Origin of the sequence: Stenotrophomonas sp. 24(2023) (assembly GCF_030913365.1) — a bacterium.
In the GTDB taxonomy this organism is placed as follows: domain Bacteria; phylum Pseudomonadota; class Gammaproteobacteria; order Xanthomonadales; family Xanthomonadaceae; genus Stenotrophomonas.
Genome location: NZ_CP133160.1, coordinates 784,727 through 810,243, shown reverse-complemented (window position 1 = coordinate 810,243; position 25,517 = coordinate 784,727). Strand labels below are relative to the sequence as shown.

Here is a 25,517-nt window from a genome sequence, read left to right as displayed (position 1 = left end):
TCCGATGAAACTGCTCGCCTTTGAAACCGCCACCGAAGCCTGTTCCGTTGCCCTGCACGTCGATGGGCAGGTACGGGAACACTTCGAGATCGCCCCCCGCCGGCATGCCGAGCTGGGCCTGCCCTGGGCCGAGGCGCTGCTGGCCGAGGCGGGTATCAGCCGTCGCCAGCTCGATGGCATTGCCTTGAGCCGCGGCCCGGGAGCGTTCACCGGCGTGCGGCTGGGCATCGCCCTGGCGCAGGGGATCGCGCTGGCGCTGGACCTGCCGCTGCTGCCGGTGTCCACGCTGCAGGTGCTGGCACTGCGCGCGCCGGCTGAACAAGAGCAGATCCTGGCGGCGATCGATGCGCGCATGGGCGAGCTGTATGTGGCCCGCTACCAGCGCGTGGATGGCCTGCCGGTGGCGCAGGACGCCGAGCGCGTGTGTGGCCCGGACGCGGTGGCGTTGCCGTCCGGCCTGGCGGTGTACGGGGTCGGCACCGGGTTCGGTGCGCTGGATGGCGCGTTGGCACAGCGGCTGGGCGACGCCCTGCGCGGGCAGGATGCGCAGGCACTGCCGCGCGCGGCAGATGTGCTGGCGCTGGCCGTGCCCGCCTTCGCGCGTGGCGAAGGCATCGCGCCGGAGAAGGTCGAACCGGCTTACCTGCGCGACAACGTCGCCCTGACCCTGGTCGAACAGCAGGCCGCGCGCGAAGCCAAGGCCAAGGCCAACGGCTGAGCCCCTCGTGGCGGGAGCGGATCGCGGATTCGTGGGATTGGCCGGGCAGGTGGGCTGCGCAGGGGACGCTGCAAGTACGTCCATGTAAGCTCGGTCGCCGCTTGCTCGTGTGCGCAGTCCTGAGCACACGGCAAGACCGGGGTTGGGCGTCCTGCCCAACCCGCCCGAGGCATGCCTCGGGCCCATGCGGCTCACGCCCCTGCGCAACCCACCCGCCCGGCCACGGACAGTTTCCGTGCGCCGTCCGCCACGGAAAATCGAAAAAAATCAAAATCAAAAGCCGATCGCTTCGCTCGCATCCACATATGGCGTGGATCTACCAAAGCGGGCAGTCGCATCGCGCGAAGTGAAAACAGATGCGCCGCGATCTGTCAGAGGTGGGGCGGTGTCGGATGGCGGGGTGTCCGCCGCATGGATGCGGCGGCCAAGCCTACACGGACGTACTTGCGGCGTCCCCGCCGCTCGACACCGCCCCGCCACTCTTCAGGATGCCAACCGCCGCTGTTGCAGTTGCCCTGGCTTTGCAGCGGGTCCCGGGCCGCAGGCCCGGGCAACAAAACCCCTACCGGTCGTCGCGCAGTTCGCCACCGGGCAGGAATACCCACGTCCGGGTCACCTGCAGGATGTCCACCCCATCATCGGTCTTCGGCAAGGGCGGGAACGGCTGCGCCAGTTCGACCACGCGCAGTGCCGCCTCATCCAGCAGGGGCGTGCCGCTGGAGCGCAGGATGCGATGGCTCTCCACGCTGCCATCGCGGCGCACGCCCACGCTGATCACCACCTGGCCCCCCAGCCGGCGGCGGCGGGCCTCGTCGGGATAGTTCAGGTTGCCGACCTGCTCGGCACGATCAACCCAGGCGCGCAGGTAATTGGCATAGGCGTATTCGCGGGTGCTGGCGGAGACGAACTTGCGGTTCGGCCGCTTGGCGTACTGGGCCGAGCGCAGATGCACTTCCGCCGCCAGCCGGGCCATCTCCGCATCGCGCTGCTCGCGGGCGGTCAACGGCGCGTCCGGGGCGGGCTGTTCCGGTTCCGGCCGTGCCTGCGCCGGTGCGGTCGGGTCCTGGCCGTTGCGGCTGCTGATCACCCGTGCCTGCGGCGGCGGCACCGGCGCGGCCTCCTGGCGCTGCTGCGGCACCGGGCTCAGGCCGGCCTGTGCCTGCGGCACGATACCGGCCTGGTTGTCGCGCGGCCGCTGTGCGCGGTCATGGTCGCCCCCCCCCTGCTGGCTGGCGGCGGCCAGGAAATCGGCCTGCTTCGGCGTCAACGCCGTGCGGGTCTGGCTGAAGATCACTTCCAGCGTCGGGACCAGCGGTGCGTCGCCACGCACGGCAAACCCCACGCCCAGGATCAGCACCGCATGCACCAGCAGTGACAGGGCCAGGGTCGCGCCCAGGCGCTGTGCCTCGCGCGGGGGCACCGGCAGGAGGGCGCTGCCAGCGTCCATCAGTGCAGATCGGCTTCGATCGCGTCGAACAGCTGGCCGGCGATGTTCAGCCCGTACTGCGCGTCCAGTTCGCGCACGCAGGTCGGGCTGGTCACGTTCACTTCGGTCAGGTAGTCGCCGATCACATCCAGCCCGACGAAACGCATGCCGCGGCGCTTCATCTCCGGGCCGACCTGGGCGGCGATCCAGCGGTCGCGCTCACTCAGCGGACGGCCTTCGCCGCGGCCACCGGCGGCCAGGTTGCCGCGGAACTCATCGCCCTGCGGGATGCGCGCCAGGCAGTAGTCCACCGGTTCACCATCCACCAGCAGGATGCGCTTGTCGCCTGCAGTAATGTCGGGAATGAACCGCTGGGCCAGGGCCAGGGTCTGCCCGCCGTGGGTCAGTGTTTCCAGGATCACGTTCAGGTTCGGGTCGCCGGTGCCGCTGCGGAAGATGGAACGTCCGCCCATGCCGTCCAGCGGCTTCAGCACGGCCTGGCCGTGTTCCAGCACGAACGCCTTGAGTGCCTTGGCGTCGCGGCTGACCAGGGTGGGCGGGCAGCACTGCGGGAACAGCAGTGCGGCCAGCTTCTCGTTGTAGTCGCGCAGGCCCTGTGGGTTGTTGACCACCCGGGCGCCGGCGGCGGCGGCGATATCCAGCACCTGGGTGTCGTAAATGTACTCAGCATCGACCGGCGGGTCCTTGCGCATCAGCACGACCTGGCCGGGACCGAACACCGTGCGGCTGAATGCGCCCAGGGTGAACCAGTCCGAGGGATCGTCACGGACCTGCAGCGGCGCGGTCTGCGCCACCGCCACGCCGCTTTCCAGCGCCAGCCCGCCCGGCCGCACGTAGTGCAGGGCGTGGCCGCGGCGCTGGGCTTCCAGCAGCATGGCGAACGTGGTGTCCTTGGCGATCTTGATGTGGGCGATGGGGTCCATCACCACGATGACGTTCAACGGCATGGTCGCACCTGTCAGGCAAGGCGATGATGGTAGCGGCATTGCCGGGTGCCTGCCTGCCCGGGCGGTGCAACGCTGCGTCCGCCGCCGGGCTGCGCACGCAGTGCGAAACCGGTCACGTTCAGCCGCCGGCCCGGCCCGGCCCATGGCATGGCCTTGAAGGGGGACAAGCAAGTGCGATATAGATACGCTTTCGCAGCGGCACCCGCCATGACGTGCCGCGCGCTTGGGGAAAGGCAATGACTGAAAACACGACTGCGGGCGGGGAACTCGCAGGCCTCCGGGTGATGGTCATCGATGATTCGAAGACCATCCGCAGGACTGCGGAAACACTGCTCAAGCGCGAAGGCTGTGAAGTGGTGACCGCGACCGACGGTTTCGAGGCCCTGGCCAAGATCGCCGACCAGCAGCCACAGATCATCTTCGTGGACATCATGATGCCGCGCCTGGATGGCTACCAGACCTGTGCGCTGATCAAGGGCAACCAGCTGTTCAAGTCGACCCCGGTGATCATGCTGTCCTCCAAGGACGGCCTGTTCGACAAGGCGCGTGGTCGCATCGTCGGCTCGGAGCAGTACCTGACCAAGCCTTTCACGCGTGAAGAACTGCTGGGTGCCATCCGCACATACGTCAACGCCTGACCAGGGGGGGAAGGCACCATGGCTCGTATCGTTCTGATCGAGGATTCACCGACCGACCGCGCGGTGTTCACCCAGTGGCTGCGCCGTGCCGGCCACGAGGTACTGGAAGCGGACAACGCCGAAGATGGCCTGCAGCTGGTCCGCGACCAGGCACCGCAGCTGGTGCTGATGGATGTGGTGCTGCCGGGCATGAGCGGCTTCCAGGCCACCCGCGCGATGGCGCGTGATGCCGCCACCCGGCACATCCCGGTCATCATCGTCAGTACCAAGGCGATGGAAACCGACCGTGCCTGGGGGCTGCGGCAGGGGGCCGCCGATTACATCGTCAAGCCGCCGCGCGAGGAAGACCTGATCGCGCGCATCAACGAACTGGTGGCCTGAATGCGCTCGCCCTTCGACATCCTTGAAGCCTACGAACGGCGCAGCCTGGCCCATGCCGTGCCGCTGCCGGAGCGGCACTTCGCGCAGGACCTGTGGCGTGGCGTGGGCTACCGTGTCGGCCAGCGCCGGCTGGTGTCCGATTTCCGCGAGGTCGTGGAAATCGTGCCGATGCCGCCGGTCACGCCGGTGCCCTGCGCGCAGCCCTGGCTGCTGGGGGTGGGCAACCTGCGCGGCAACCTGTTCCCGGTGGTGGACCTGAAGCTGTTCCTGGAAGGCGAACGCACCGTGGCCCAGGAAGGCCAGCGCGTGCTGCTGATGCGCCAGGCCGGCGGCGATGTCGCCCTGACCATCGACGAACTGTACGGCCAGCGCAGCTTCGACGCCGCGCAGCAGGCCGCCCCCGGCGCGTTGGCGGAGGGCCGCTATGGCCACTTCGTCGACCGTGCCTTCCATGCCGATGGCCACGACTGGGGCGTGTTCTCGCTGTCGTTGCTGTCGCGCACTCCTGAATTCCGGCAAGCCGCGGCCTGACGCCGCGCCCCGCCACCTGCATCGAAATCGAGGTTGAACGATGAGTACTGCTTCGGACGCCACCAAGCCCGGCAAGCTGCGCATGGGCGGCACCAACGCCTGGCTGGCCCTGCTGCTGTTGTCGATGATCGTGTTCGGCCTCAACACCGGCGTGGCCACCTGGCAGGGCAGCCGCCTGGCCGATGCCGGCTCCAAGGCCGCCGAGCTGCAGGTGCTTTCCCAGCAGCTGGCCAACCAGGGGCGTGACGCGGTGGCCGGCAACGCGCCGGCGTTCACCGCCTTCAAGGCCACCCGCAACGACGTCGAGGAACACGTTTCCAGCCTGCAGGGCCGCTATGGCAGCGAGCCGGGGGTGTCCGGCGCGATCCGGACCCTGGCCGATACCTGGGCGCCGCTGGGCAAGCAGGCCGGCCAGCTGGTGGCCAGCGAACCGGCGGTGCTGGCGCTGGCCGGCAATGCCAACAACTTCACCGGTGCGGTACCGGGCCTGCAGGCCCAGCTGAACGAGCTGGTGCGCGCGATGAGTGCGTCCGGCGCGACCTCCGCGCAGGTCTACAGCGCCCTGCAGCAGGTGGTGGTGGCCGGTTCGATGGCCCGCCGCGTGACCGAAATGCGCGCCGGTGGCAGTGGCGCGGCAATGGCCGGCGATGCACTGGCACGCGACATCACCGTGTTCTCGCAGGTGCTTGACGGCCTGCGCAACGGCAACGAAGAACTGGGTATCACCGCCGTGCGCGGGCCGGCCGCCGTGGCGCAGCTGGAAAAGTCGCAGGCGCAGTGGGACACCATGAAGCGCGATGCGGATGCCATCCTGGCCAGTTCGCGCCAGCTGTTCGCCGCGCAGGCCGCCGCCAGCAGCCTGGCTGCCGGCTCCAGCGACATGCTGCGTGACAGCCGTGGGCTGTTCCAGGCGTTCTCGTCCTTCGGTTCGGTCAGCGACACCCGCCTGTTCCCGAATTTCTGGATCGGCGTGGCCTCCGGCGCGCTCTCGCTGGTGGCCATCATCGGCTTCGTCACCATTTCGGTGCGCAGCCGTTCGCGCGAACAGGAACTGCGCTACCAGACCCAGGTGGAGTTCAACAGCCGCAACCAGCAGGCGATCATGCGGCTGCTGGATGAAATTTCCTCGCTGGGCGAGGGCGACCTGACGGTGAAGGCCTCGGTGACCGAGGACATGACCGGCGCCATCGCCGACGCGATCAACTACGCCGTGGACGAACTGCGCCACCTGGTGACCACCATCAACGACACCTCGGCCAAGGTGGCCGTGTCGACCCAGGAAACCCAGGCCACCGCCATGCAGCTGGCGGAAGCGGCCGGCCACCAGGCCAACCAGATCACCTCGGCCTCGGACCGTATCGGTGAAATCGCGGCCAGCATCGAACAGGTGTCGCGCAACTCGGCCGAGTCGGCCGACGTGGCGCAGCGCTCGGTGGTGATCGCCGCCGAGGGTGCCGGCGTGGTGCGCGAGACCATCCAGGGCATGGACCAGATCCGCGACCAGATCCAGGAAACCTCCAAGCGCATCAAGCGGCTGGGCGAGTCCTCCCAGGAAATCGGTTCGATCGTGGAACTGATCAACGACATTTCCGAGCAGACCAACATCCTGGCACTGAACGCCGCCGTGCAGGCAGCCTCGGCCGGCGAGGCCGGCCGTGGTTTCGCCGTGGTGGCCGACGAAGTGCAGCGCCTGGCAGAACGCACCTCCGGCGCGACCCGACGCATCGAAGGCCTGGTACAGGCCATCCAGGCCGACACCAACGAAGCGGTCACCTCGATGGAGCAGACCACCTCCGAAGTGGTGTCCGGCGCACGCCTGGCCGAGGACGCCGGTACCGCACTGACCGAGATCGAGCGCGTGTCCAACGCGCTGAACACCCTCATCAAGAACATCTCCATCGCCGCCCAGCAGCAGTCCGCGGCCGCGTCGGACATCACCCGCACGATGGGCGTGATCCGCCAGATCACCGGCCAGACCTCGCAGGGTGCGGGGCAGACCGCCGAATCGATCGGCCATCTGGCGCAGCTGGCGGCCGACCTGCGCCGTTCGGTCGCCGACTTCAAGCTGCCGGCGTGAACAGGGCAGGGCGGAGAGCAAGGAACCAGCCGATGAAGCATTCCCACTTCCAACGCCAGGGCCGGCGCGACCATCGCGCGGCGGCGACCGGAGCACAGCCATGAACAGCCTGCGCGATGCGATGAGCCATGCCGCGCTGGGCTGGGTCAAGCCCGAGCTGGACGAGACCCTGCGCCAGGCGCGCAACGAGGTCGAGTATTTCGCCGAAGATCCGGCCGATGGCAGCCGCATGCGCCTGTGCGCCGGCTACCTGCACCAGGTGCAGGGCACCCTGCGCATGGTCGAACTGTACGCCCCGGCGATGGTGGCCGAAGAACTGGAGCAGCTGGCCCATGCGGTCGGTGCCGGTGACGTGCCTGACCGTGATGAGGCCTGCGCCACGCTGATGCGCGGCAGCGTGCTGCTGCCCGATTACCTGGAGCGCCTGCAGAACGGCCATCGCGACATCCCGATCGTACTGCTGCCGCTGCTCAACGACATCCGCGCCGCGCGCGGTGCACCGGGCATCAACGAAAGCGTGCTGTTCGCCTTCGCCCCGGACAGCGCCAGCGCCAGCGAAGCGGAGCTGGACCATGCCCGTGGCAGCCTGAGCGGGCGCAACCGCGAACTGCTCGACACGGTCGGCAGTGCAGTGAAGGAAGAACTGCTGCGCATCAAGGACGCCCTGGACCTGCACCTGCGGACGGGCGCGGCCCCGGAACAGCTGCATGTGCAGGCGCAGGAGCTCAATGCCGTTGCCGATACCCTGGGCATGATGGGCCTGGGCGTGGCGCGCAACGTGGTGGTGCAGCAGCGCGATGCCCTGCAGGCGGTGGTCAAGGGTGAACACGCCATCGACGAAGGGCTGCTGCTGGACATCGCCGGTGCGCTGCTCTACGTCGATGCATCGCTGGACGACCAGGTCGCCCATCTGGGCGCCGGTGGCAGTGGCGAGGATGATCCCAGCGTGGTGGAAAGCCGCCGCACCGTGGAAGTGCTGGCCCATGAGGCCATCGCCAACTTCGCGGCAGCCCGCGAGCATTTCGTTGCCTTCATCGAAACCAGCTGGAACCACGCCGAACTGCAGGACGTACCCCGCCTGGTCGGCGAGGTCGCCGGCGCGCTGCGCATGCTCGATCTGGGCACCGCTGCCGATTACCTGATCGGCGTGCAGCGCTACATCGCCACCGAACTGGTCGGGCGCCAGCGCGTGCCCAGCGGCCGCCAGCTGGACACGCTGGCCGATGCCATGGCCAGCCTGGAGTATTACCTGGAAGCCCTGCGCGACCGACGCCCGGGGCGCGAAGACATCCTGGACATCACCCGCAGCAGCCTGGAAAGCCTGCGTTACTGGCCGCTGCCGCCGCTGGAGGATTCCAGCGCCGTGGCCATGGCCTCCGCGCTGGACGAAGGCATCGCGCCGGTCGTGGCCGAAACCATCGTGCCGGTACCGTTCACGGTCGAGCCCGCCGCGCTGGCCGTCGAGGTAACCCCGGCCGGGCCGGCACCGGGCTCGGTGCGGGCACCGCTGCCCGATGTCACCTTCGATCCGTTGCCTGACGCACCGCCGGCCGCCCCGGCCGCCGCGCCGCTGGTGTTCGCCGCGACCACCGCTCCGGTGCCGGACGTGCCCCTGTGGGACGTGGTCGGCTATGACCTGGTCGAGCCGGCTGTCGCGCTGGCCGATGTGCCGGCCACGCCGGTGGCGCATTGGCAGCTTGATGCGGACAGGCCGCCGATGGCCGATGCCGACGTGCCGGCCGATGCGACCGGTGAGAGCAGCACCGTGGCCACACCGTCGCCCCTGGCGTTTGACCCGGTTGCCGCCGAACACGCGCTGCCGGCGCTGGCCGAGGAGACGGTGACCTTCCACTTCGACAGTGCAGCGCTGGACAACGCCGATGACGTGCTGTCGCTGGAGGCGATGGAAACGCTGCCGCCGCTGCCTGACGATGACGCCACCGCGCACTGGGTGCTGCAGGCCGACGACCATGCCCCGCCGCTGCACGACGGCCCGGCCGGTGCCGGCCTGACGGCCAGCGACGCCGCGGCGGCTGACGATGCCGATGCTGATGCCGACCCCGGGCAGGCCGCTGCCGCGCTGCCGGCCATGGCCCCGACCGTGTCCGGTTCGGTGGTCGATGCGGCGATCACGCCGATTTCCTTCAGCGATGAAGATGCCGCGTTCCTGGCCGATCTCAGCGCGGCCGCGGCGGATTTCAATCCGCACGCGCCCGCACCGCTGGCCGACGCCGGGCAGGTGGCAGCGGCTGCGCCGGGCATCGAGGCGGGGTTCGAGGATGATGCCGAGAACATCGACCAGGACATCCGCGAGGTGTTCCTGGAAGAGTTCGATGATGAACTGGGCAACCTGGCGACGTTGTTGCCGGCCTGGCGTGCCCAGCCGGACAGCGTGGACCGGCTGCGGCCGATCCGCCGCGTGTTCCACACGCTCAAGGGCAGCGGCCGCCTGGTTGGCGCGCGTACGCTGGGTGAGTTCGCCTGGAAGATCGAGGGCATGCTCAACCGCGTGCTCGACGGCAGCCGGCCGGCCAGCCCGGCAGTGGTGGCGATGGTCGACCAGGCCCACCAGGCACTGCCCCAGCTCAACGCGGCGCTGCGCCACGGCCAGCGGGTGACGATGGACCTGCAGGCGATGCAGGCCATTGCCGACCGCGTGGCCGGCGGCGAGGAAACCTTCTACGTCGCCTTGGCATCGGCCGCACCGCCCGCCGCGCCTGCCGTGGACGCAGTACCGCCGCCGGCGGCCATCGCGATGCCGGAGGCGGACCTGCCGGCCGCCCCGGAAGGAACGCCTGCCAACATCGACAGCGTGCTGCTGGAGATCCTCGAGGCCGAAGTGGACACCCACCAGGCCACGCTGCAGGCCTGGCTGCAGTCGGCACAGCAGGCGCCACAGCCGGTCAGCGATGCACTGCTGCGCGCCGTGCACACCATGAACGGTGCGTTCGCGATGACCGACGTGCCGGAAATCACGGCCGTCACCGGTGGCGCCGAGTCGTACATCAAGCGGGCCCTGGCGGCTGACGTCGTACCCGCGCCGGAAGCGGTGGATGCGCTGGCCGACACGGCCCGGGCGATTGCCGCTACCATGCGGGCCCTGCAGGCCGAGCAGCCGCGCATCGCGCTGCAGGAGCCGCTGGCGCAGCGCCTGCGGGCACTGGCCGCGCAGTTGCCGGAGGCACAGTGGCCGGCCATGGGCATCGCGCTGGATGACGGCGACGATCTGTCCGATGCGGTGGCGGGCGACGAGCCGCATGACGTGCAGGATGACGCTTCCGCCGCGATCGCCGCGGAAGAGGACGTCGTGCCGTCGGCCGGGGTCGATGACGCCGCGCCGGCGCCGCTGGCCATTGAGGAGGCCGTGCCGCCCCAGGACATGCGGGAGCCGCTGCGGGCCGGTGCCGACACCGCGCTGGCCGAGCCGGTGGCGGTGCCGGAACGCGCTGAGCTGACTGCCAGTGATGATCTGTCGCGTTACTTCGATCTCGCGCAGACGCTGCCGGCAGCGGAGCCTGTCGCGGCCCCGGCGGCCGAGGTCGTTGGGAACAGTGAAGAAGGCACGGCGGAAGCGCCGGCAGTGGAGGCGCCGGATGTCGCCCTGACCGGAGCGGATGACCTGTCTGCATTCCTGGATGCCGATGTGCTGCCGGTCGGCGAGCACGAGCTGCCTGTCTGGGATGAAGATGAACTGGCCGGGCCGGTCGCGGTGGCTGTCGAGGACAGCCTGCTGAATGCGGTCGATGCCGGAGACGATGACCTGGCCGCTCTCGACAGCGACGCGGACAGCCTTCACGATGAAGAGGCTGTGCCGGCCTTTGGTGAGCCGGTTGCGTTGGAGGTTGCCCTGGCGGCAGGCCTGCACGTGATCGAGGATGCCGGTCAGGAGCAGGATCGGCAGGGGCCATGGCCCGTGCTGGGCCTGCAGGCCAGCGAACGCGCGCCGGGCGAGGCGGAAGCCTTTGCCGAGGAAGCGGACGTGGGCGGGACGGCGGCAGTCGGTGAAGGAGAGAGCATCGATCTGCCGCCCCCGGCCACGGTGCATGGGGAGGCTGGAGAAGACGCTGTTGCAGCGTCGCCTGCTGCGGCCGGTACCCCGGTCCCGTTCTTCGAAATGGAGCAGGCGCCAGGCGGCATCCCGACCACCGACGAACCGGCTGTGGACGAGGCCGCGCCGGTGGTACCGGCGGCCGTGTCCGTTGCGGCCGAGCCTGCCCACGAGGCCGATGCGCTGGATTTCACCCTGCTCGACCGCGAGCTGGTGGATATCTTCGTGGAGGAAGGCAAGGATCTGCTCGACCACTGCGATGGGCTGATCAGCGAACTGCGCAACGCACCGCAGGACCGCGATGTGCTGGCGGGCCTGCAGCGCGACCTGCACACGCTCAAGGGCGGTGCCCGCATGGCCGGCATCAACGCCATCGGCGACCTGGGCCATGGCATCGAGTCGCTGCTGGAAGCCGTCGCGGCGGGCCGCACCGATATCGAACGCAGCGATGTGCACCTGCTGGAGCGCGGCTTCGACCGTCTGCACCAGATGCTCACCCGTACCGGTGATCACCGCCAGGTGGCCGCCGCCGGGGATCTGGTGACGGCCTTCGAACTGCGCACGCGTGGTGACAGCGGAACCGTTGCCCCGGCCGCTGCCGAGGTCGATGCCGCTGCGGTGGCCCCGTCGGCGCCGGCCCCGCTGTCGGCCCCGTTGTCCGCCCCGCTGCCGGCCGAAGGCAGCAGCGAGGACGATCCGCTGGCCCGGCCGCAGCAGGAACAGGTGCGCGTGCGCGCCGATCTGCTCGACCGCCTGGTCAACCATGCCGGTGAAGTGGCGATCTACCGCTCGCGCCTGGAACAGCAGCTTGGTGCCTTCCGTGGCGCCATGGGCGAGCTGGAGCGTACCAACGCGCGACTGCGCGACCAGCTGCGCCGCCTGGACCTGGAAACCGAGGCGCAGATCGTCGCCCGCTACCAGCGCGAACAGGACCATGCCGACCAGAAGTTCGATCCGCTGGAACTGGACCGCTTCTCCACGCTGCAGCAGCTCAGCCGCGCGCTGAATGAATCGGCGGCCGACCTTGGCGGCCTGCAGGCGGTGCTGGACGACCTGTCGCGCCAGTACGACGGCCTGCTGCAGCAGCAGTCGCGCGTGAGCTCGGAACTGCAGGATGGCCTGATGCGCGCGCGCATGGTGCCGTTCGACGGCCTGGTACCGCGCCTGCGCCGTGTCGTGCGCCAGGCCGGCCTGGATACCGGCAAGCAGGTCCACCTGACCCTGGAAGGCACCCACGGCGAACTGGACCGCAACGTGCTCGACCGCATGGTCGCGCCGCTGGAGCACATGCTGCGCAATTCGGTGGCCCATGGTCTGGAAGTGCCCGAACAGCGCCGCGTCGCCGGCAAGCCGGAGGAAGGCGAGATCGCCATCCGCCTGCACCGCGAAGGCTCGGAAATCGTGCTGGACGTGGCTGACGACGGGGCCGGCCTGGACCGCGAGGCGATCCGCCGCCGTGCCATCGACCGTGGCCTGCTGGCCCCGGATGCGCAGCCGGGCGAACAGGAACTGGACAACCTGATCTTCGCTTCCGGCTTCACCACCGTTGACCAGGTCAGCCAGCTGGCCGGTCGCGGCGTGGGCATGGACGTGGTGCGCAATGAAGTGCGCCAGCTGGGCGGCACGGTGGACATCCAGTCCGTGCGTGGGCAGGGCGTGCGCTTCACCCTGCGTCTGCCGCAGACGCTGGCGGTCACCCAGGCGGTGTTCGTGCAGATCGGCGAAACCACCTTTGCCGTGCCCGTGGCATCGGTCAGCGGCATCGGCCGCTTGTCGCGCGAGCGCTTTGAAAGCGCCGACAGCACCTACCGCTACGGTGGCGAGGACTACACCCTGTACGACCTGGGCACGCTGGTCGGGCAGGCACCGGCACGGGCCGATGGCCAGGCCCAGGTGCCGCTGCTGCTGGTGCGTGCCGGCGACCTGCGTGCCGCCGTGGCCATCGACCAGGTGCTGGGCAACCGCGAAATCGTGGTCAAGCCGGTGGGCCTGCAGATCGCCTCCGTGCCCGGCATCTACGGTGCCACCATCACCGGCGATGGCCGGGTGGTGGTCATCCTCGACGTGGCCCCGCTGGTGCGCCGCCACCTGGCCAACCCGCAGGCGCCGGTGGCCATCACCGCTCCCCGCCAGGAGCGGCAGGTGCCGCTGGTGATGGTGGTGGACGACTCGCTGACCATGCGCAAGGTCACCAGCCGCATCCTGGAACGCCACAACTTCGAGGTCAGCGTGGCCCGCGACGGCGTCGAAGCCCTGGAGCACCTGGAAGAACGCGTGCCGGACCTGATGCTGCTGGACATCGAGATGCCGCGCATGGACGGCTACGAGCTGGCCACGGCGATGCGTGCCGATGACCGGTTCCGTGCGGTCCCGATCGTGATGATCACCTCGCGCAGCGGCGACAAGCACCGCCAGCGCGCTTTCGAGATCGGCGTCCAGCGTTACCTGGGCAAGCCTTACCAGGAGCTGGACCTGATGCGCAACGTGTACGACCTGCTGGGGATTGCCCGTGTCCGTGAGTGAAGCCCCCCCGACGCTGGCGGTCGCGCTGCTGGCCCGTCCGGGCAAGGCACGCGAACGCCTGCGTGAAGCGCTGGACCATGCCGATGTGCAGCTGGTGCTGGAAGACGATCCCACCGTGCTGGACCTGGAGGCGCTGCGCGCCGCCGGTGCCCAGGCCGTGGTGGTCGCACTGGAACCGGCCATCGAAGACGCGCTGGAGCGCCTGGACCCGGTGCTGTCCGCGCCGGAACTGACCCTGGTGTTCGACGAGGCCGACGTGGCGGCACGCCGCGATGGCTGGGACGCGCAGCGCTGGGGCCGGCATCTGGCCGCCAAGCTGCACGGCCACCAGCGGGTGCTGCCGCCCGGGGCCGAAGACGAACCGGCGCTGCTGCCCGAACCCGGCCTGCCGGTGACACCGGAACAGCTGCATGCCGGCGCCGCGCTGGAGCGCCACCTGCAGGAGGCCGACCAGCGGGCGCCTTCCGTGCCGGCCGACACGCTGTATGCGGCGCAGGAGGCCGGCCTGCCGGCCTACCAGCCGCCGGCCAGCCTGTCTGAACCGATGTCGCTGGAAGAGGCGCTGGCGGCGCTGCAGCCGACGGCCCCGGTGGCCCCGGTGACCAGCGCACCGGAGCCGGTTCCTGCGGTCCAGGTTCCGGCCGAGCCGGTGCCCGCAACGCCGCCGCCGGTCTCCTTCGGCGACCACACCCGCTGGTCGCTGGTGGACGAAGATGCCGCCCCGGTGCAGGCCGTCGCGCCAGCCACGGCGCCGCCGGTTGTGCCCGCCTTCGAGGCCAGCGCGTTGTCGCTGGTCGATCTGGATGCGCCCGCTGAAGGCGGCCGCGCCGGCGCCGTGCTGGTGCTGGCCGGCATTGGCGGCCCCGACGCACTGCGCCGCCTGCTGGGCGCGCTGCCGGAAGGCCTGGCCGTGCCGGTGCTGGTGCACATGCGCCTGGACGGTGGCCGCTACGGCAACCTGGTCAAGCAGATGGCGCGCGTCTCGCCGTTGCCGGTGCTGCTGGCCGAAACCGGCCACACGGCGCGGCCCGGGCAGGTCTACATCCTGGCCGACGAAACCGGCCTGCAGGTACAGCGTGATGGCCTGCACTTCATTTCCAGCAGCACGGGGCTGCAGCTGTCCACGCTTGATGCGGCGCACAGCGCGGTGGTGCTGCTCAGTGGCGCCGAACTGGGGCATGTCGATGCCGCGCTGGACCTGGCCGCGGCCGGTGCGTGGGTGGCCGGCCAGACCGGGGAAGGCTGTTACGACCCCGCAGCGGCCACGGCCGTGGTGGCGGCAGGCATGGCGGCCGGCGAGCCGCAGGAACTGGCGCAGGTCATTGCCGCGCGCTGGGCAAGCGAGGAAGGAGACGGGCAATGAGCTATGCCAGCAATGACGAGATCCGCGGTGTCCTGATCCAGGCCGGCAACGAGCGCGTGCTGCTGCCCAATGCCACCGTCGCCGAGATGATGGCACGCGTGCCGCTGCAGCCGGTGGCGGATGCACCGGCCTGGTTGCTGGGCGAACTGGCCTGGCACGGCTGGACCGTGCCGCTGCTGTCCTTCGCGCGCCTGTCCGGGCTGGGCGATGAGCCGGTGGCCGGGCACAACAAGGTGGTGGTGCTCAAGGCACTGGGGGGGCAGGCGCAGCGCCCGTACTACGCGCTGCTGACGCAGAGCTTCCCGCAGTTGATCGCCGTGCCGCGTGACGGCCTGCTGGCCGACGCCTCTGAAGAAACCCTGCCGGACACGGTGCACATGCGCGTGCTGCTGGGCGAACAGAGTGCGCTGCTGCCCAACCTGGACGCCCTCGAAGCCGCGCTGGATTCGCTGGCCGCCTGATCGTGGTGTATGTCGCCGGGCATGGCCCGGCGCTACCCGGGGTTGCTGCCGGGCGAGGCGTGATGCGGTTGCCGATCCCCTGCGGACGCGGTGCCGGCGTTACCCCAGATCTCCCAGCCGGGCCTGCAGCGCGGCGATTGCCGCCAGCCCGGCGGTTTCGGTACGCAGGATGCGTGGCCCCAGCTGCAGGCCCTGGAAGCCATCGGCCGCCAGCTGTGCGCGGTCACGCGGTGACCAGCCGCCTTCCGGACCGATGGCGATGACGATGCCACCGGCCGGTGCCTGCTGCAGCGTTGACAGCCGATGGCTGCCCAGCGGGTCCAGGGTCAGGCGCAGGGTGTCGGCGGGCAGCCCGGCGGCGGCCTGGGCCAGCGACTGCGGCGCAGCCACCGGTGGGATGCGCGCACGGCCGGACTGGCCGCAGGCCGACTGCACCACGCTGTTCCAGTGCGCCACCCGCTTCTCCGCGCGGGCGGCATCCAGCTTCACTTCGGTGCGTTCGGCGTTGACCGGCAGGATCGCCGTGACGCCCAGTTCGGTCGCCTTCTGCAGGATCAGGTCCATCTTCTCGCCACGGGCGATGCCCTGCAGCAGCGTGATGGCCAGCGGCGATTCGTTGGCGACCGCCTGCACCGTATCGATGCGCACCTGCACTTCGCGCTTGCTGGCCAGCACCACGCGGGCGGTGTAGTCATGGCCATCGCCGTTGAACAGCACGCAGCCGTCGCCTTCGCGCAGGCGCATCACCCGTACCAGGTGGTTGGCCGCTTCTTCCGGCAAGGTCACGGTCTGCCCGGCATGCAGGGCCAGGTCGATGGGGCAGCGGGTCATGCGCATGCAACAGCCTCGTCGATGGCCGCCAGCGTCGTGCGCGCCAGCAGCTCCAGTTGTTCGTCATCCACGCAGTACGGTGGCATCCAGTACAGCACGTCGCCCAGCGGGCGCAGCACCACCCCGCGCCGCAGCGCGGCCTTGTAGGCGTGCAGGCCGACCCGGGCGGCCGGGTCGAAGGCGGTGCGCGTGCTGCCGTTGCGGGCCAGTTCGAAGGCCACCACCATGCCGGCCTGGCGCACATCGGCCACGTGCGGGTGGTCGGTGAACGGTGCGGCCAGCGTGCGCATCACATCGGCGGTGCCGCGGTTGTGGGCCACCACGTCGTCGTCGCGGAAGATGTCCAGCGTCGCCAGTGCCGCCGCGCAGGCCAGCGGGTTGCCGGTGTAGCTGTGCGAGTGCAGGAAGGCGCGTTCGCGGGAGTCGTCGAGGAAGGCGTCGTACAGCGTCTGGGTGGCCAGCACCGCTGCCAGGGGCAGGAAGCCGCCGGTCAGGCCCTTGGACAGGCACAGCAGGTCGGGCATCACCCCGGCCTGTTCGCAGGCGAACAGGGTGCCGGTGCGGCCGAAGCCGGTAGCGATCTCATCGGCGATCAGGAACGCACCGTGCGCGTCGCAGAGTTCGCGGGCACGCTGCAGGTACACCGGGTCGTACATGCGCATGCCACCGGCGCACTGCAGGCGCGGTTCCAGGATCACCGCGCAGATCTCGCCGGGGTGGCGGTCGAACAGGTCGGCCAGGCCGTCGGCGGCCTGCCGCGCCCGATCGGCCGGGCTCTGGCCCGGCTCGGCCAGGTAGGCGTCGGGCGAGGGGGCGAACAGGCTTTCGGCCAGCAGCGGCGCGTAGACGCGGCGGTACAGCGGGATATCGCCCAGCGCCAGCGCCCCGAGGGTCTCGCCGTGGTAGCCGTTTTCCAGCGCGACGAAGCGCGTGCGGCGGGATTCCCCGCGATTCTGGAAATACTGGAAGGCCATCTTCAGCGCCACTTCCACCCCGGCCGAACCATTGTCGGCGTAGAAGACCTTGGCCAGCGGGTCGCGGCCGGCCTGGTGCGGGGCCAGGGCCAGCAGCCGCTCGGCCAGGGTGATGGCCGGTTCGTGGCTGAACCCGGCCAGCATCACCTGTTCCAGCTGCCCGGCCTGGGCGGCGATGGCCGCGCCGATGCGTGGCTCGGCATGGCCGAACAGGTTGGTCCACCAGCTGCTGACCGCATCCAGGTAGCGGTTGCCGTCATGGTCGTACAGCCAGGCGCCCTGGCCCCGAGCGATCGGGACCAGCGGCAGGGTATGGGGATGCTCGCGCATCTGCGTGCAGGGGTGCCACAGCACCTGCAGGTCGCGCTGGCGCCACTGCAGGGCCAGCGGGGAAGGGGTCGGGTCTGCTAGCATTTCCGGCTCATGAACATGTTGCTGCCTGCGTACATTCTATCGGTCCCGCTGCCCTTGCTGGCGCGGGCAGGACGGCACGCATGAGCCGCCGCCTGCCGATCATCCACCGTATCACCGACGAGGAGAACGGGCCCTTCCAGCGCCAGCACCTGGACCTGGAGTTCTCCAACGGCGAGCGCCGCCGCTTCGAGCGGCTGGTCAGCCGTGGCCATGGTGCGGTGGTGGTGGTGCCGATGCTCGACGATGAAACTGTCCTGCTGGTACGTGAATACGCTGCTGGCGTGCATCGTTATGAACTGGGCCTGGTCAAGGGCCGCATCGATGCCGGCGAAACCCCTGAACAGGCCGCCGACCGCGAACTGAAGGAAGAGGCCGGCTATGGCGCGCGGCAGGTGGACGTGCTGCGCGCGATGACCCTGGCCCCGACCTACATGAGCCACCAGTCGTGGCTGGTGGTGGCGCGTGACCTGTACCCGGAAAAGCTGGCCGGCGACGAGCCGGAGGAACTGGAGGTCGTGCCGTGGAAACTGGCCGACCTGGACCAGCTGATGCTGCGCGAGGATTTTTCCGAGGGTCGCTCGCTGGCGGCGCTGTTCATCGCCCGCCAGTGGCTGCAGGGCAGGCGATGATCAAGCTCACCGCGGACCTGCGGGAGACGGTCGTGGCCATCGCCCGCGAAGCCGGCGAGGCGATCCTGCAGGTCTACGCCAGCGGCTTCGACGTGCAGATCAAGGACGACGACAGCCCGGTCACCGCCGCCGACCTGGCCGCCAATGCCGTCATCGAGCGGGGGTTGCGGCAGCTGACGCCGGACCTGCCGATCCTGTCGGAGGAATCGGCGCAGGTGCCGTGGGAGGTGCGCCAGCACTGGGGCGCATACTGGCTGGTGGACCCGCTCGATGGCACCCGCGAGTTCGTCAGGCGCAACGGCGAATTCAGCGTCAACATCGCCCTGGTCTACCAGGGGGCCCCGGCGTTCGGCGTGGTGCTGGCACCGGTGACCGGCATCGTCTGGCATGCCCAGCGCGGCGAGCTGGCCTACCGCCGGCAGGGCATGCATGACAGCGTGCTGCGCACCCGCGTACCTGCCACCGCACCGCTGCGGGTAGCGGCAAGCCGCTCGCACCGCTCGCCGGCCACCCAGGTGCTGCTGGACCGCATGGGCGAGATCGAGACGATCGCGCAGGGTTCTTCACTGAAGTTCTGCCGCATCGCCGAGGGCGACCTGGACGTGTACCCGCGGCTGGGCCCGACGTCCGAATGGGACACCGCCGCCGGCCAGTGCGTGCTGCATGCCGCTGGCGGGGCCGTCTTGGCTGCCGGCACGGGCAAACCGTTCCGCTACAACCGCCGCGAGACCCTGCTCAACGGCGATTTCATCGCCCTGGGTGATACCACGCTGCCCTGGCGCAGCTGGTTGCCCAGCTGACCGTGCCTGACCCCGGGAGCCTGCATGAGCGCGTATGACACCCCCACCGGCGCATCGGCCGCCACCGACGAACTGGCCCGCCTGCTGCGCATCATGGCGCGCCTGCGCGACCCCGATGGCGGCTGCCCCTGGGACCTGGAACAGGATTTCGCCAGCATCGCCCCGTACACCATCGAGGAAGCCTACGAGGTCGCCGATGCGATCGACCGCGGCGATCTGGACGACCTGTGCGATGAACTGGGCGACCTGCTGCTGCAGGTGGTGTTCCATGCACGCATGGCCGAGGAACAGGGCGCGTTCGCCTTTGCCGATGTCGCCCGTGCGATCAGCGACAAGATGCAGCGGCGCCATCCGCACGTGTTCGCCGACGTGGCGGTGGACGATGCCGAGGGCGTGACCCGCAACTGGGACGCGATCAAGCGCGCCGAGCGCGCCGCCAAGGGCGAGACCGACAGCTCCGCGCTGGCCGGGATCTCGCGCGGCCTGCCGGAATGGCAGCGGGCGGTGAAGCTGCAGTCGCGCGCAGCCAAGGTTGGTTTCGACTGGCCGGGGCCGCTGCCGGTGCTGGACAAGGCTGCCGAGGAACTGCAGGAACTGCGCGAAGAGTTCGAGCGCGGCGACATCGCCGGCAACCGCGCGCGCCTGCAGGAAGAACTGGGCGACCTGCTGTTCGTCTGCGCCAACCTGGCGCGCCATGCCGACATCGATCTGGGCGCGGCGCTGCGCGGGGCCAACCACAAGTTCGAACGCCGGTTCCGTGCGATGGAAGCCCAGGCGGCCGGCGCCGGCCATACGCTGGCGGCGCTGGACCTGGACGCGCAGGAAGCGCTCTGGCAGCACGCCAAGGCCGGCGAGAAGGCCGGCGAGAAGGCATGAAGACCCTGGCGCTGTTCCTGCTGACCGCCGTGGCCGAGATCGTCGGCTGCTACCTGCCGTGGCTGTGGCTGCGCAAGGGGGGCAGCGTCTGGCTGCTGGTGCCGGCCGCTGCCAGTCTGGCGCTGTTCGCCTGGCTGCTGACCCTGCACCCCACCGCCAGCGGTCGCGTCTACGCGGCCTACGGCGGGGTCTACATCGGCACCGCGCTGTTCTGGCTGTGGCTGGTGGACGGCATCCGTCCCAGCCGCTGGGATCTGCTGGGGGCGGGCCTGTGCCTGCTGGGCATGGCGGTGATCATGTTCGGGCCGCGCCAGCCGGCGTGACGGTCGCGCGCGCCGGGCATGGCCCGGCATGACCGGCAGGTGCATGATGCAGGTGGTCATGGCCCCGGAGCCTTCCGCATGTCCCGTTTCGCCAGCTTCCGCGAGTTCTATCCCTTCTACCTGGGCGAGCATCGCCATCGGGTGTCGCGCCGGCTGCATTTCATCGGCAGCTGCGGCGTACTGCTGCTGGTTGCCGCTGCCCTGTGGCGCGGCCAGCCGTCCTTGCTGCTCGGGGCACTGGCCTGCGGCTACGGCTTCGCCTGGGTCGGCCATTTCTTCTTCGAGAAGAACCGCCCGGCCACGTTCCGCCACCCGTTCTATTCGTTCATCGGCGACTGGGTGATGTTCGCTGACATCCTGCGCGGCCGCGTGCCCTGGTAGCCGCAGCTGTGCCGTTACGGGCCCCGCGCTATGCTGGGGCCTGGACGTCCTCATAGAAAAGGAAAGCGCGATGTTCCCGACCATGTTCTTTACCGTGGTACTGGCCTTCGTGGCCGTGGTGATCCTGTTCAAGGCGGTGCGGATGGTGCCGCAGGGGTATGAATGGACCGTGGAGCGGTTCGGCCGCTATACGCACACCATGACCCCCGGCCTGCATTTCCTGATCCCGATCGTCTACGGGGTAGGGCGCAAGGTGAACATGATGGAGCAGGTGCTGGACGTGCCCAGCCAGGAAGTGATCACCAAGGACAACGCTGCCGTGCGCGTGGATGGCGTGGTGTTCTTCCAGGTGCTCGATGCGGCCAAGGCGGCCTATGAGGTCGCCAACCTGGAAGTGGCGATGATCGCGCTGGTGCAGACCAACATCCGTACCGTGATCGGTTCGATGGACCTGGACGAATCGCTGAGCCAGCGCGAAGTCATCAACGCCCAGCTGCTGAGCGTGGTGGACCATGCCACCAACCCCTGGGGCGTGAAGGTCAACCGCATCGAGATCCGCGACATCCAGCCCCCGCGTGACCTGCTCGACGCCATGGCCCGGCAGATGAAGGCCGAGCGCGAGAAGCGCGCGCAGATCCTGGAGGCCGAGGGCTCGCGCCAGTCGGAAATCCTGCGCGCCGATGGCGAAAAGCAGGCCACCGTGCTGGAAGCCGAAGGCCGCCGCGAAGCCGCCTTCCGCGACGCCGAAGCACGTGAGCGCCTGGCCGAGGCCGAAGCCAAGGCGACCCAGGTGGTATCGGCGGCGATCGCCGAGGGCGACGTGCAGGCCATCAATTATTTCGTCGCACAGAAGTACGTCGAAGCGTTCAAGGAACTGGCCAGTTCGCCGAACCAGAAACTGGTGCTGATGCCGATGGAGGCCAGCGGCGTGATCGGTTCGATTGCCGGCGTGGCCGAACTGGCCAAGCAGGCCCTGGCCAGCCAGACCTCCCCGCCGGCCACCAAGCGGCCGCCATCGATCGGAGGCTGACATGCGCTGGGAAGTCGTAGCCTGGGGGGCACTGGCCCTGCTGCTGTTCGCTGCCGAGGCGCTGGCGCCGGGCGCCTTCATGTTGTGGATCGGCATCGGCGCGGCGGCGGTATTCGTGCTGGTGGCCGTGTTCACCGATATTCCGGTGGTGTGGCAGGTGGTCGCCTTCGTGGTGCTGAGCGTGCTGTCGATCCAGTGCTACCGGCGCTGGGGCAAGCCGCGCGCGCGGCCGAGCGATGCGCCCCTGCTGAACCGTCGTGCCGAACAGCTGGTGGGCCGGGTGGTGCCTCTGCAGCAGGGCATCGCCGGCGGGCAGGGCCGGGTCAGCATCGATGATGCGTCCTGGCAGGTGACCGGCCCGGAGCTACCGGCCGGTACGCCGGTGCGGGTGGTGGCGGTGCAGGGCAGCACGCTGGTGGTTGAAGCCGCCGGCTGAAACGGGGCCGTGCCCTGCCTGCGGCAGGGTGCTGCGATTCGATGGGGGTTCATCCACGCATGGCGTGGATCTACCGGAAACCGCCGGTCCGGGCGGGAGCGTGACGCCCCGGCGCCATGGACCTGCCGGGGCGGCGCGCTTTGCCGCGACCGGTGGATCCACGTAATGCGTGGAGCCCTCTGGGCTGCAACCGGTGGATCCACGCCATGCGTGGATGCCTTTCGGCGGAGCGTCGAAAGGGCTGGTTTCGATCGGGGTTCATCCACGCATGGCGTGGATCTACCGGAAGCCGTCCGTCCGGGCGCCGTTGCCGGCCGCCGCCGCCCCCACCATCCCGTTGCGTTGCGACGCGCCTGCGCTCTGCCGATCTGGGATAATGCCGGTTCTTGTTTCCTCTGTTGCCGGACCCGGTCATGACCCAGAAGACGCTGCTCAACGATACCCACCGCGCCCTTGGCGCCAAGATGGTCGATTTCGGGGGTTGGGACATGCCCATCCACTACGGCTCGCAGCTGGATGAGCACCACCTGGTCCGCGGCGAAGCCGGCGTGTTCGACGTCAGCCACATGACCGTGGTCGACCTGCGCGGTGACCAGGTCAAGCCCTTCCTGCGCCGCCTGCTGGCCAACTCCATCGACAAGCTGAAGGCGCCGGGCAAGGCCCTGTACTCGTGCATGCTCAATGCCGAGGGCGGCGTCATCGATGACCTGATCGTCTACTACCTGGGCGAGGACTTCTTCCGGATGGTGGTCAACGCCTCCACCCGCGAGAAGGACCTGGCCTGGCTGCGCGAGCAGGCGGCACCGTTCGGCGTGTCAGTCGAGCAGCGCCCGGACCTGGCCATCCTGGCCGTGCAGGGCCCGCAGGCGCGGGAGAAGGTGATCGGCCTGGCCCGTGAAGCCGACCGCGAGGCGCTGACCAAGCTGGGCCGTTTCGCCGCCCAGGAAGCCCAGTCCGATGACGGCGTCGCCCTGTTCGTCGCCCGCACCGGCTACACCGGCGAAGACGGCTTCGAACTGCTGCTGCCGCAGGATGCCGTGGTCGCGTTCTGGAACCGCCTGATCGCCGCGGGCGTGAAGCCGGCCGGCCTGGGCGCGCGTGACACGCTGCGCCTGGAGGCCGGCATGAACCTGTATGGCCAGGACATGGACGAGGCGATCAGCCCGTATGAAGCCGCGCTGGCCTGGACAGTGTCGCTGGACGAAGGCCGTGACTTCATCGGCCGCAGCGTGCTGGAAGCGCAGAAGGCCGACGGCAACCACCGCCAGATGATCGGCCTGGTGATGGACGAGAAGGGCGTGCTGCGCCACGGCCAGGCGGTCACCACCGCCAGCGGCCAGGGCGAGATCCTGTCCGGCACCTTCTCGCCGTCGCTGGCCAAGGGCATCGCCTTCGCGCGTGTGCCGGCCGGCGAACTGGGCCAGGTGACCGTGGACATCCGCGGCCGCCAGGTGCCGGTGCGCGTGGTCAAGTTCCCGTTCGTGCGCGAAGGCCAGGCCCAGCCCGGCGTCCTGGCCGACGCGTGATCGATGCCACTGGCACGGGCCTGACAGCAGGCCCGGCCGGTTGGTTACACTACCCCCGTTTTTTCCAACCCCTGCAGAATCCTGGAGCAGTCCCATGAGCGAGATCCCCGGCGACCTCAAGTTCCTCAAGTCCCACGAGTGGGCCCGCGTCGAAGGCAACGGCCGCGTCACCGTCGGTATTTCCGACCATGCCCAGGGCCTGCTGGGTGACCTGGTCTATGTCGAGCTGCCCGAGGTCGGTGCCACCGCCAAGGCCGGCGAGCAGATCGCGGTCGTCGAGTCGGTCAAGGCCGCCTCGGACGTGTACAGCCCGATCAGCGGCACCGTGGTCGAGGTCAATTCGGCCCTGTCGGACAAGCCGGAAACCATCAACGAAGATGCCTACGGCGAAGGCTGGATGTTCGTGGTCGAGCTGTCCAATGCCGATGAGCTCAACGAACTGCTGTCCCCGGACGACTACACCGAAGCGCTGGAAGACGACGACCACTGATCGCCGCCTGACCGGTTCGATGACGGCCACCTTCCGGTGGCCGTTTTTTTTTGCCCGCCGCTCATGCCGGGGATGCGCCGTGATCTTCCCGGCGGGCATGAGCGGCCGCGCGTGTGGTCATCGTCGCGGCGGGAAGTTTGCGCAGTTTTGCGTTTTCGATGGTGCGGCGGGCACCCTGGATGTGAAAACTTTTCGACCGCGTTGCGTTGCCGTTCCGGGAGCCTGCACGCATGCCGGTGGCAATGCGCGCGCTGTCACCGCACCGCGCCCGCGCATCTGCCCGCTTTTCATTGCGATGCTGTTTTCAAGTGTTTTTTTGCATGCATGTGCAGGCGCGATGGCGGCGCTGCCGGTGGTGTCGGCGTAGGTTGCCGCCGCCGGAAGGGCCGGCCGGCGTCGCCGTGGCGGTGCGCCGGGAGGGGTGGAATGTGAAAATTTTTCGCGGGGGTTGTTGACAGTAAAAAAAACCGTGATTAGGTTTCGCCCAGCAGACCTTGCCTGCCCAACCGAGTGCGCAGAATCAAACGTCCGACGCGAAGCAGCCCCTTGATGACCACCGCGCTCCCTTTGTCGGTGGACATGGCCCCGCTTCCCCCGGAGAAACGCAAGCGTCTTTCCTTTCCGATGTCCGCGCCCCTGCACCTGGCGGGCATTGCCGTATCCGTAACGGCGCGCCTGACGCGCCGGCGGTCCCCGCACGCAGCATCTGCGGGTTTGATCCACCTGGGCGTATCAACTCCCTAATCACTGACGAGGAGCCATCCCATGGCAACCAAGAAAGCTGCGAAGAAAAAGCCCGCCGCCAAGAAGGCGGTGAAGAAGGTCGCGAAGAAGGCCGCTGCCAAGAAGGCAGTGAAGAAGGTCGCCAAGAAGGCCACCGCCAAGAAGGCGGTGAAGAAGGTCGCCAAGAAGGCCACCGCCAAGAAGGCGGTGAAGAAGGTCGCCAAGAAGGCCACTGCCAAGAAGGCAGTGAAGAAGACCGCCAAGAAGGTCGCGAAGAAGGCGACTGCCAAGAAGGCAGTGAAGAAGGCTGCCAAGAAGACCACCGCCCGCAAGCCGGCCAAGAAGGTCGCCAAGAAGGCAGTGAAGAAGGTCGCCAAGAAGGCCACTGCGAAGAAGGCCGTCAAGAAGACTGCGAAGAAGGCCACCAAGAAGGCTGCCCCGAAGAAGGCCGCCAAGAAGGTTGCCAAGCGCAAGCCGGCCGCCCGCAAGAAGAAGGCTGCCCCGGTAGCCCTGCCGGCCACCCCGGCGCCGCTGATCTAAGCACGTCCCGATCGCCGTACCCTGAAGCCCCTTCCCCGTGCCCAGCGGGGGAGGGGTTTTTTTATGGCCGGTTTGCCGCCCGCGCGGTGGCGGCATGCATCGGTGTGGGCCATCTCATCCACACACACCCGTATGGCGACAGTGCGTGGCCGCTGATCGCGGTCCCGGCCGGTGCCGCATGGGGAGGGAGGCGCCGGATTCGAAAGCAAATGTACAAAACGCTTACGGATTCCAATCAAAGTGTGCGTCAGTGCAGCGCAGCATGCGTTCGCCTAATGGACAATTGACGCACCTATCGAGGACCGTTCCATGCAGTCGACCTTTGGCGGCGCCAAGACTCTTGGCCAGAGCAACAAGACCCGCCAGACATCGCGTCCTGATGCGACGCGCGACGCAGGAGCGAACGGCCT

23 protein-coding genes are annotated in these 25,517 nt (G+C 69.1%); 19 read left to right on the top strand and 4 right to left on the bottom strand.

From position 1 onward, the window contains the following. The first annotated feature begins 4 nt into the window (after nt 1–4). Entirely contained in the window at nt 5–718 is a 714-nt protein-coding gene (gene tsaB, locus Q9R17_RS03605; RefSeq protein ID WP_308157086.1) for a tRNA (adenosine(37)-N6)-threonylcarbamoyltransferase complex dimerization subunit type 1 TsaB, read from the top strand. A gap of 562 nt (nt 719–1,280) precedes the next feature. On the opposite strand, the gene Q9R17_RS03600 is transcribed toward tsaB, so the two are convergent. Together Q9R17_RS03600 and gshB are read right to left on the bottom strand one after the other, a co-directional pair. After that, entirely contained in the window at nt 1,281–2,165 is an 885-nt protein-coding gene (locus tag Q9R17_RS03600) for an energy transducer TonB (protein WP_308157085.1), read from the bottom strand. Then, the gene (gshB, locus tag Q9R17_RS03595) at nt 2,165–3,112 is read right to left on the bottom strand and encodes a glutathione synthase (protein WP_308157084.1); all 948 of its coding nucleotides are present in this window, start codon (nt 3,110–3,112) and stop codon (nt 2,165–2,167) included. The genes Q9R17_RS03600 and gshB overlap by 1 nt, the downstream gene beginning before the upstream one ends. A gap of 236 nt (nt 3,113–3,348) precedes the next feature. On the opposite strand from gshB, the gene pilG reads away from it, so the two are divergent. The 7 genes from pilG to Q9R17_RS03560 all read left to right on the top strand — a co-directional run bounded on the left by pilG (nt 3,349) and on the right by Q9R17_RS03560 (nt 15,134). After that, nucleotides 3,349–3,750 (top strand): twitching motility response regulator PilG, encoded by a 402-nt coding sequence (pilG, locus tag Q9R17_RS03590; RefSeq protein WP_308157083.1) that lies wholly within the window; start codon nt 3,349–3,351, stop codon nt 3,748–3,750. 18 nt (nt 3,751–3,768) lie between these two features. Beyond that, entirely contained in the window at nt 3,769–4,131 is a 363-nt protein-coding gene (locus Q9R17_RS03585; RefSeq protein WP_308157082.1) for a response regulator, read from the top strand. Continuing rightward, a complete protein-coding gene (locus tag Q9R17_RS03580) occupies nt 4,132–4,662 on the top strand; it encodes a chemotaxis protein CheW (RefSeq protein ID WP_308157081.1) in 531 nt (176 codons plus the stop codon). A 40-nt stretch (nt 4,663–4,702) separates the two neighbouring features. Further along, a complete protein-coding gene (locus Q9R17_RS03575; RefSeq protein WP_308157080.1) occupies nt 4,703–6,739 on the top strand; it encodes a methyl-accepting chemotaxis protein in 2,037 nt (678 codons plus the stop codon). A gap of 100 nt (nt 6,740–6,839) precedes the next feature. Further along, nucleotides 6,840–13,310: an Hpt domain-containing protein gene (locus Q9R17_RS03570; protein WP_308157079.1), complete on the top strand. Its 6,471-nt coding sequence runs from the start codon at nt 6,840–6,842 to the stop codon at nt 13,308–13,310. Continuing rightward, a complete protein-coding gene (locus Q9R17_RS03565) occupies nt 13,297–14,673 on the top strand; it encodes a chemotaxis protein CheB (RefSeq protein ID WP_308157078.1) in 1,377 nt (458 codons plus the stop codon). The genes Q9R17_RS03570 and Q9R17_RS03565 overlap by 14 nt, the downstream gene beginning before the upstream one ends. Next, on the top strand, nt 14,670–15,134 hold the full coding sequence (locus Q9R17_RS03560; RefSeq protein ID WP_308157077.1) for a chemotaxis protein CheW: 465 nt from the start codon (nt 14,670–14,672) through the stop codon (nt 15,132–15,134). The genes Q9R17_RS03565 and Q9R17_RS03560 overlap by 4 nt, the downstream gene beginning before the upstream one ends. A gap of 99 nt (nt 15,135–15,233) precedes the next feature. Here Q9R17_RS03560 and Q9R17_RS03555 read toward each other — a convergent pair whose 3' ends face one another. Then, a complete protein-coding gene (locus Q9R17_RS03555) occupies nt 15,234–15,971 on the bottom strand; it encodes a 16S rRNA (uracil(1498)-N(3))-methyltransferase (RefSeq protein WP_308157076.1) in 738 nt (245 codons plus the stop codon). Then, nucleotides 15,962–17,353, bottom strand: a complete 1,392-nt coding sequence (bioA, locus tag Q9R17_RS03550) for an adenosylmethionine--8-amino-7-oxononanoate transaminase (RefSeq protein WP_308157075.1) — start codon at nt 17,351–17,353, stop codon at nt 15,962–15,964. Before bioA ends, Q9R17_RS03555 begins: the two co-directional genes overlap by 10 nt. A gap of 80 nt (nt 17,354–17,433) precedes the next feature. On the opposite strand from bioA, the gene nudE reads away from it, so the two are divergent. From nudE to Q9R17_RS03495, 11 genes are all read left to right on the top strand, one after another. Continuing rightward, nucleotides 17,434–17,982 carry an ADP compounds hydrolase NudE gene (nudE, locus tag Q9R17_RS03545; RefSeq protein WP_308157074.1) on the top strand — a complete coding sequence of 183 codons (549 nt, stop codon included), beginning with the start codon at nt 17,434–17,436 and terminating at the stop codon, nt 17,980–17,982. Continuing rightward, complete coding sequence (cysQ, locus tag Q9R17_RS03540) at nt 17,979–18,782, top strand: 3'(2'),5'-bisphosphate nucleotidase CysQ (protein WP_308157073.1); 804 nt, start codon at nt 17,979–17,981, stop codon at nt 18,780–18,782. Before nudE ends, cysQ begins: the two co-directional genes overlap by 4 nt. Nucleotides 18,783–18,806: 24 nt before the next feature. After that, nucleotides 18,807–19,658, top strand: coding sequence for a nucleoside triphosphate pyrophosphohydrolase (mazG, locus tag Q9R17_RS03535; RefSeq protein WP_308157072.1), 852 nt, complete (start codon nt 18,807–18,809; stop codon nt 19,656–19,658). Next, complete coding sequence (locus Q9R17_RS03530; RefSeq protein WP_308157071.1) at nt 19,655–19,981, top strand: YnfA family protein; 327 nt, start codon at nt 19,655–19,657, stop codon at nt 19,979–19,981. Before mazG ends, Q9R17_RS03530 begins: the two co-directional genes overlap by 4 nt. 78 nt (nt 19,982–20,059) lie before the next feature. After that, entirely contained in the window at nt 20,060–20,362 is a 303-nt protein-coding gene (locus tag Q9R17_RS03525) for a DUF962 domain-containing protein (RefSeq protein WP_308157070.1), read from the top strand. Between the two features lie 70 nt (nt 20,363–20,432). After that, on the top strand, nt 20,433–21,392 hold the full coding sequence (locus tag Q9R17_RS03520; RefSeq protein WP_308157069.1) for an SPFH domain-containing protein: 960 nt from the start codon (nt 20,433–20,435) through the stop codon (nt 21,390–21,392). 1 nt (nt 21,393) lies between these two features. After that, nucleotides 21,394–21,828, top strand: coding sequence for an NfeD family protein (locus tag Q9R17_RS03515; protein WP_308157068.1), 435 nt, complete (start codon nt 21,394–21,396; stop codon nt 21,826–21,828). Between the two features lie 413 nt (nt 21,829–22,241). Continuing rightward, nucleotides 22,242–23,354, top strand: coding sequence for a glycine cleavage system aminomethyltransferase GcvT (gene gcvT, locus Q9R17_RS03510; protein ID WP_308157067.1), 1,113 nt, complete (start codon nt 22,242–22,244; stop codon nt 23,352–23,354). Between the two features lie 94 nt (nt 23,355–23,448). Further along, complete coding sequence (gene gcvH, locus Q9R17_RS03505) at nt 23,449–23,844, top strand: glycine cleavage system protein GcvH (protein ID WP_308157066.1); 396 nt, start codon at nt 23,449–23,451, stop codon at nt 23,842–23,844. Nucleotides 23,845–23,863: 19 nt separating this feature from the next. Next, entirely contained in the window at nt 23,864–24,211 is a 348-nt protein-coding gene (locus Q9R17_RS03500) for a hypothetical protein (RefSeq protein WP_308157065.1), read from the top strand. Between the two features lie 398 nt (nt 24,212–24,609). Further along, nucleotides 24,610–25,107 (top strand): hypothetical protein, encoded by a 498-nt coding sequence (locus tag Q9R17_RS03495; RefSeq protein ID WP_308157064.1) that lies wholly within the window; start codon nt 24,610–24,612, stop codon nt 25,105–25,107. The last annotated feature ends 410 nt before the right edge of the window (nt 25,108–25,517 follow it).